This window comes from Micromonospora sp. HK10 (assembly GCF_000982955.1).
Lineage (GTDB): Bacteria > Actinomycetota > Actinomycetes > Mycobacteriales > Micromonosporaceae > Micromonospora.
In genome coordinates this window covers 1-2,239 of record NZ_KQ058721.1, presented here as the reverse complement: position 1 = coordinate 2,239, position 2,239 = coordinate 1, and the positions used below count along the sequence as shown (strand labels likewise).

Annotated in this window: 2 protein-coding genes; one reads left to right on the top strand and one right to left on the bottom strand. The window is 80.5% G+C overall.

Features of this window, described 5'->3' with window-relative positions:
* Positions 1-1,503: AfsR/SARP family transcriptional regulator (locus tag LQ51_RS07150; protein WP_046563890.1), on the top strand; the 1,503-nt coding region annotated here is incomplete at its 5' end.
* On the opposite strand, the gene LQ51_RS33300 is transcribed toward LQ51_RS07150, so the two are convergent.
* Positions 1,418-2,239: NADase-type glycan-binding domain-containing protein (locus LQ51_RS33300; protein ID WP_046563889.1), on the bottom strand; the 822-nt coding region annotated here is incomplete at its 5' end. The genes LQ51_RS07150 and LQ51_RS33300 overlap by 86 nt on opposite strands.

Sequence of the window (2,239 nt, the reverse complement as noted above, 5' to 3'; positions counted from 1 at the left end):
CTGCTGCTCGCCGGCCACGCCGTGGAGGCGGTGCGGGTGCTCGACCGGGCCGCCCCCGCCGACGGGCCGGTCGGCGTCGCCTGCCGGCTGCTGCGCGCCGCCGTCGCACTGGCCGCCGGGGACCCGCACGGGGCGGCCGCGGTCGGTGCCGTCGGCCTGGAGGCGGACCGGGCCGGCCTGCCGTGGCTCGCCCGGGTGGCCCGGGCCGTACCGGCCCTGGCCGGCGCCGACGCCGACCTCAAGGAGGCGGCCGCCGTGGTGGAGGAGTGCGACCGGCTCGGCGACCGGTGGGGCGCGCTGCTCGCCGCGGGGTGCGCCGCGCTGGCCCGGTCGCTGCGCGGCGGCCCCGACCCGGAGGAGGCCGGCCGGCTGCTCGACCGGGCCCGGGAGGCGGACGCCGGAGTGCTCGCCGCCTGGGCCCAGTCGCTGCTCGCGCTGGCCGCCGTGCGGGCCCGGCTGCCCGACGCCGACGTCGAGGTACGCCGGGCGGAGAGCACCGCCCGGGCCGCCGGCGCCCCGGGCGCCCGGGTGCTCGCCCTGGCCGCCGGTACGCCCACCGGCCCCGGCCGGACCGCCGCGCTCCCCGCCGTGCACGCCGTCGCCGAACAGGCCGGGCTGCCCCGGGCGGCGGTGACCGCCTGGACCGCTGCCGAGGCCCGGCCGTCACCCGCCACGGCCGGCACGGCCCGGCTGACCGTACGCTGCTTCGGCGGTTTCCAGGTCTGCCTGGACGGTGAGCCGCTGAACTGGTCGCCGCTGCGCCCCCGGGCCCGCGCGGTGGCCCGGATCCTCGCCATGCACGCCGGGCCGGTGCACCGCGACCGGCTGCTCGACGCGCTCTGGCCGGACACCGACCCCGGCACGGCCACCCGCACCCTGCACGTGGCCCTGTCCAGCCTGCGCCGGTTCCTCGACACCCACCTGCCGGCCGGCGGCGGGGAGACGCTGCTGCACCGCGACGGCGACGCGTACCTGCTGGCCCTGCCGGCCGACAGCTGGTGCGACGTGCGGGAGTTCCGGCGGGCGGTGGAACGCGCCGCCCGGCGGGCCTCGCCGCAGGACCCGGGTGCGCTGGACGACCTGCGGGTGGTGGTGGCCGCGTACACCGGCGAGCTGCTGCCGGAGGACGGCCCGGCGGAATGGGTGGTCGCCGAGCGGGAGGTGCTGCGCCGGCAGGCGGCCGACGCGGCGGCCCGCCTCGCCGAGGCGGCCCTGCGCGGCGCGACGGCCGGGCCGGCGGTGACGATGGCGGCCCGCTGCGTCGAGATCGACCCGTGCCACGACGCCGGCTGGCGGTTGCTGATCGCCGCGCACGACCGGGCGGGCAACGCCGCCGCCGCGGAGCACGCCCGCCGCCGCTACGCCGACGTGCTCGTCTCCCTCGGGCTGGACCCGGCCCTGGTCGACGCCGCCCCGATCAGCGTCGACCGAAGAATTCCGCTTCCCCGATCGCCACGGACGGAAGCAGCCCGGGCCCGTACGTCGAGCGGACCACCAACCTGATCCGCACCACCTTCGCGGCCGGCACGTCGAAGTGCTGCTCCCCGGGCTCGTCGCGCAGCTCGATGTCGGTCTTCTCCTGCCGGCCGTCCGGACCGACGGCGATCACGGTGAGCCCGCGCGGCCGCCCGGCGGCCAGGAAGGCCTGCCGCCGCGGGCTGACGCCCGGTGTGATCACCACGGTGAGCAGCCGGACCGGCTCGGCGAACCGACCCTCCACCCAGGCGCCCCGGGCCACCCCGTTCGGCGCCCAGTACCGGTTGGTCGCCCCGTCGGTCAGCCGGCCCGCGGTCGCGCCCGGCGCCTCGGACGACGCCACCACCGCGGCGGGCACCAGCGGCGTCGGGTCCTGGGTGCGGTCGCGCACCGCCTCGATGCCGCGGCGTACCAGCGGCGGCCCGGCGATGGCCAGCACCCCGACCAGGCAGAGCGCCAGCACGATCAGCAGGGTCCGGCGGGCCGCCCCGGCCGCGCGGCGCTGCTCGCGCAGCGAGCGGCGTTCCGGCGACCGGCGGCGCAGCCGGTCCCGGCAGCGCTGCCACCAGGTGCGTCGCGGGGCGGCGGGCCCGACCGGGGCGACCAGTTCGGCGCCGCAGGCGCGGCAGAACCGCCGGTCGGGCGCGTTGTCGGCCGCGCAGGACGGGCAGACCAGCCGGGGCGGCGACGCGGTCGGACCGTCGGCCGGCGCCACCGGCACGGGCGCGGCGTCGGCCGGCCCGGCACGCCGGTCCGGCGCGCC